4 protein-coding genes are annotated in these 4,759 nt (G+C 41.8%); all 4 read left to right on the forward strand.

The features are described from left to right. A partial coding sequence (cas3, locus tag QVO88_RS01725) for a CRISPR-associated helicase Cas3' (RefSeq protein ID WP_288177699.1) occupies positions 1 to 1,757 on the forward strand: 1,757 nt, incomplete at its 5' end. Between the two features lie 306 nt (positions 1,758 to 2,063). Continuing rightward, positions 2,064 to 2,783: a type I-C CRISPR-associated protein Cas5c gene (gene cas5c / locus QVO88_RS01730; RefSeq protein ID WP_022286810.1), complete on the forward strand. Its 720-nt coding sequence runs from the start codon at positions 2,064 to 2,066 to the stop codon at positions 2,781 to 2,783. Then, positions 2,777 to 4,606 carry a type I-C CRISPR-associated protein Cas8c/Csd1 gene (gene cas8c, locus QVO88_RS01735; protein ID WP_022286811.1) on the forward strand — a complete coding sequence of 610 codons (1,830 nt, stop codon included), beginning with the start codon at positions 2,777 to 2,779 and terminating at the stop codon, positions 4,604 to 4,606. The genes cas5c and cas8c overlap by 7 nt, the downstream gene beginning before the upstream one ends. 17 nt (positions 4,607 to 4,623) lie before the next feature. Next, positions 4,624 to 4,759 (forward strand): type I CRISPR-associated protein Cas7 (locus tag QVO88_RS01740; protein WP_288177706.1); only part of this gene is annotated, 136 nt, incomplete at its 3' end.

The raw sequence follows: 4,759 nt of genomic DNA on the forward strand, positions 1-4,759 counted from the left end.
CACCGCCATTAAATGAACTGCGTTCTGCAAAAGACCCCACCGAGCTTATCGAGCGTTACGCCTTTTTCACCAAGTACGTGTTCTCTTGCCTGACAGACGCAGATTTTCTCGATACCGAAATATTTTGCAATAAAAATGTTGAACGTGGCATGAGCGGTGATTTTGAAAAGGCACTTGATAAACTGAACAGAGAATTAAGTGATATGCCGTCAGATAACCCGTTAAGGCAAGCAAGAAGCCGTATCCAGCAACAAGCTTTTGATAATTCGGTCAATAAAAGTCATATTTCAATTCTTGATATGCCAACAGGTAGCGGAAAAACCTTATGTAGTTTGAAACTAGCCTTAGAGAGCGGAAAGAAGAGAATCATATACGTCATACCTTACACAAGTATAATAGAACAGACCGCTAATAAGTTTGAAAAAATGTTCGGCGACGTTCTCCCTGTCCTACAGCATCATTCAAACTATTCCTATGACGGCAACACAGAGGAAGAAAAGAAAACCGTAGAGAAGCTCAAAAGGACCTGCGAAAATTGGGACGCACCACTTATAATCACCACAAGCGTGCAATTTTTTCAATCCATATACCATTATAAAGGCTCAGCACTGCGAAAGCTCCACAATCTCCGTGACAGCGTGATAGTTTTTGATGAAATACACCTTATTCCAACGGAACTTCTTCGTCCCTGCCTTAAAGCTGTGGGCTATATAACAAAGTATCTTAACAGCGAAGCCCTTTTTCTCTCCGCCACAATGCCCGATTATTCTAAGCTTTTTGATAAGTTCCTGCCTGATGTGAACTATAATAAGCTTGTTACCGACCGAACCAATTTTAAGTATTTCAAGAAATGCGAATATAAAGACATGGGCAAAACCACTCTTGAAACCATTGCAGAAAATGCCTCTCGGTGTAAAAATGCTCTGATCGTTGTGAATACCAAGAAAACAGCGGCAGAGCTTTACAATCTTGTTCAAGGTGAAAAATATCACCTTTCCGCCAATATGACCCCAGCCCACAGAAGCCGTGTCATAGAAGTAGTAAGAAAGAAGCTTAAAAAGGGCGAGTATATCACAGTAGTTTCAACTTCACTTGTAGAAGCAGGCGTTGACCTTGACTTTAACACAGTTTTCCGCCAGCTTTCAGGATTAGACAGTATTTTGCAGGCAGGGGGCAGATGTAATCGTGAGGGTAAAGATGCCAAGGGCTATGTGTACGTTTTTGACATTGACGAAACATACCGCAAGGGAAGCGACCTTGCCATGAGAATTAACAAGACTAAAGGTTTGCTGGAAAAGTACCAAGATATAACTTCCTATGATTGTATTAAAGAATACTACGACGGAATTTTCGACTTCAACCAAAGTCGTATAGCTGAAAACTCTATTGCGAAATATAACGAACAAAGCAACTCATTCGACCGCCAAGGCTTAATGTCACCATACAGCATACCATTCCGAAGCTACGCAATGCAGTTTGAATATATCTCCGCCGACACTATCTCTCTCGTTATCGACGATCCTAACGACCAGACTTGCCATAAACTTGTTGAAACCTTGCGTAATGGTGATATGTCAGTAAGAAGAGCATTGCAGAAATATTCAGTGTCTGTCTATATGAACGTTTTCAAGGATCTTTATTCTCAGGGTGTTCTCAAAGATCACGGCACAGGCATATTCATTCTTGAAAATCAAAGTTATTATAATAATGAAACAGGTTTGGACACCCAAGCCGCAATGCAGGATTATTTCATCTAAAACAAATGGCAGGCTGCCACCAAGACAGTCTGCCACTTGCTGCATTCCATATCGTACCGAATACGAATATTTTTCAACTCACATATGCGTAAAGCATAGACAAGTATATTATACAAACATTATTTTAAAAAGTCAACTTTTTTATACCACAAACCATTGAACGTAGAATTGTGAAATATGCCTAAAATCCGACACTTTTTTTATACATGAAAACTATTGACATTTTATTCATAATGGAGTATCATATATGTAGAGCGAAAGTGATGTACCAAATACTAATATAAGCTTAAAAGGAGTGATGCTAAAATGAGCTATGGTTTTAAGACCATCGTGACAGGTGACTACGCTTGCTTCTCAAGACCTGAAATGAAAGTTGAGAGGGTGAGTTACGACGTACCCACACCAAGCGCACTGGAGGGACTTATCAAATCAGTATATTGGAAGCCTGCCGTGCGCTATCAGATAAACAAAATAGTGGTGTTCAACCCTATCGAGTTTACCAATATCCGACGAAACGAGGTCAAAGAAAAGCTGTTGTTATCATCAGTGAAACAGCAAATGAAAGGCGGAGGCTCAGCGGAGATGTACACCTCGGAGATACGAAGTCAGCGTGCGGCAATGGTGTTGAAAAATGTGAAATACGGTATCGAGTTCACGTTTGAGCGCACCTATCTTAAATCAGACCACCCCGACGAATCTGATGAGAAGCATTATAATATAATGCTCAGACGTCTCAGAAACGGCCAGCATTTCAGACAGCCATGCCTTGGCTGCCGTGAATTTGCAATAAAGAGTATTGAACTTGTTGACGACTTTGACCTTACACAGATAGCACCGCAAAATATGGGTGATAAAGACCTTGGCTTTATGCTTTACGGCATGAAGTTTGAGGACGGAGGCAAGCCTGTCAATAATGATTGGAACGACCCTAAGTTTTCTGACAAGGCAGACGCAGTTTTCTACCGTCCGCATATGATAGACGGTGTTATCGACGTTGCAAAATACAGGGAGGAGATTAAATGCTGATAAAAGCCTTGTGCGATTACAGTGCTTTGCAGGAGAATAAAACTCCTGCAGGCTATTGTAAGCAAGCCATACACTTTGAAATTCTTCTTACCCCCGAGGGCAAGATAGCCGCAATAAACGATTTGAGAGTACCCCGAATTATCCCTCTGAAAAATAAAAAGACAAAAACAGTCTATGATCCAGTAATGGAACAGCTTCCCGTAAGAACGCAGAAACCGGGCATAGACAAAAATACGATCGAACACAGACCACTCTACATATTCGGTCTGAACTATGATAAAGGAACTTTGACCCCTACAGACGCTACCAACAAAGCGGCAAAATCACACAAATGCTTTTGCGAATGGAATGAGAAGTTCTTTGAGAATATCGACTCACCTATCTGCAAAGCCTATCTTAATTTTATCCGTACATGGGAACCGGAGCAGGAAACCCAAAACCCACACCTTCTTGCCCTAGGCAAGGAGTATTCAAGCTCCTACTATGAGTTTGGACTTGACGGCTCTCCTGAAACTAAGCTTCACAATGACAGTAAATTCAAAGCCGCCTATGAGGATTATCTCGCCCAGCTTAACGCCGACAGCGACAGTGACGATACCGAACTATCCACCTGTTCCATTCTTGGTGAGAAGCTCCCGCAAGCCCGTATCCATGATAAAATAAAGGGTATCAAAGGTGGAATGTCCTCAGGCTGTGTCCTCGTTGGCATGAAAGAATCTGCCTTTGAATCTTATGGCAAGAAGCAGTCATACAACAGCAATGTTTCTGAGAAAGCCATGAAAATGTATACCTCTGCGTTTAATTCTCTGCTTGCTGACAGGAGCCATTATAAGACTTTTGACGATATGACAATAGTCTATTTCGCAATGAAGAAGAACGATGTAGAAGAATGCAATATGTTTGCCGGTATGTTCAGCGGATTTGAGGACGAATTAAATAAAACCGTTGTGAACGAAGCCGACCGAAACTTAAACACTGTCATGACCCAGCTTAAACAGGGCAGGACAGCCGATATGCCTTATGACCCTAACGTAGAATTTTACGTTGCAGGCTTCACACCCAACAGCTCCAGAATATCCCAGAAGTTCATCTTCCACGATAAGTTCGGCAGGATATTTGACAATGTACTCAAACATCAGCAGGATATCACGTTTACTGAGGGTCAGCATCAAGTAAGCATTGAACGAATCAAGCGTGAGCTTATCTCACCAAAATCGTCCAAAGAAAAAGTTCCGTCACCTCTCACCGCCGCACTTTTTGAAGCAATACTCAAAGGCACAAGATACCCTGACGAACTGCTTTCCACAGTAATAACAAGGGTCAAGACCGACAGCGACGAGGAGAACAACCATTTTATAAAACTCAATGATACAAGGGCAGGCTTGATAAAAGGCTGCATAAACCGTAAGCAAAATAAGGAGGAGATCAAAATGTCATTAGACCTTGAAAACAAAAATCAGGCTTATCTCTGCGGAAGACTTTTCGCAGTGCTTGAAAAGATCCAGCAGGACGCTTCAGGCGGAGGACTTAACAGAACAATTAAGGACTCATACTTTGCTTCTGCGTGCTCAAAGCCGTCAACAGTTTTTCCAAAGCTGTATAAGCTTTCACAAAACCATATCAAGAAGCTTTCAAGCCCAATATTCTATAACAAACTCTGCGGAGAGATACTTGACGGACTTGACGGCAAATTCCCGTCTACACTCTCCCTAGACGATCAGGGCAGATTTATTGTAGGCTATGCACAGCAGTACAGAGATCTTTATACAAAAAAGTCAAAAGATAAGCCGGAAGAAAATTCTGAAGTTAAATCAGAAGAATAAAGAAAGGACGAAATATTATGGAAAACGCAATCAAGAACAGATATGAATTTGTAATGCTTTTTGACGTTGAGAACGGCAACCCAAACGGCGACCCTGACGCAGGCAATATGCCTAGAACAGACCCAGAAACAAGCCTCGGTATCGTTACAGACG

Source organism: Ruminococcus sp. CAG:57, assembly GCF_000435935.1.
Lineage (GTDB): Bacteria > Bacillota > Clostridia > Oscillospirales > Ruminococcaceae > Hominimerdicola > Hominimerdicola aceti.

Excerpts from the sequence above, each read along its gene's own strand:
- cas5c (WP_022286810.1), top strand. The coding sequence starts at position 2,064 with ATGAGCTATGGTTTTAAGACCATCGTGACAGGTGACTACGCTTGCTTC.
- cas8c (WP_022286811.1), top strand. The coding sequence starts at position 2,777 with ATGCTGATAAAAGCCTTGTGCGATTACAGTGCTTTGCAGGAGAATAAA.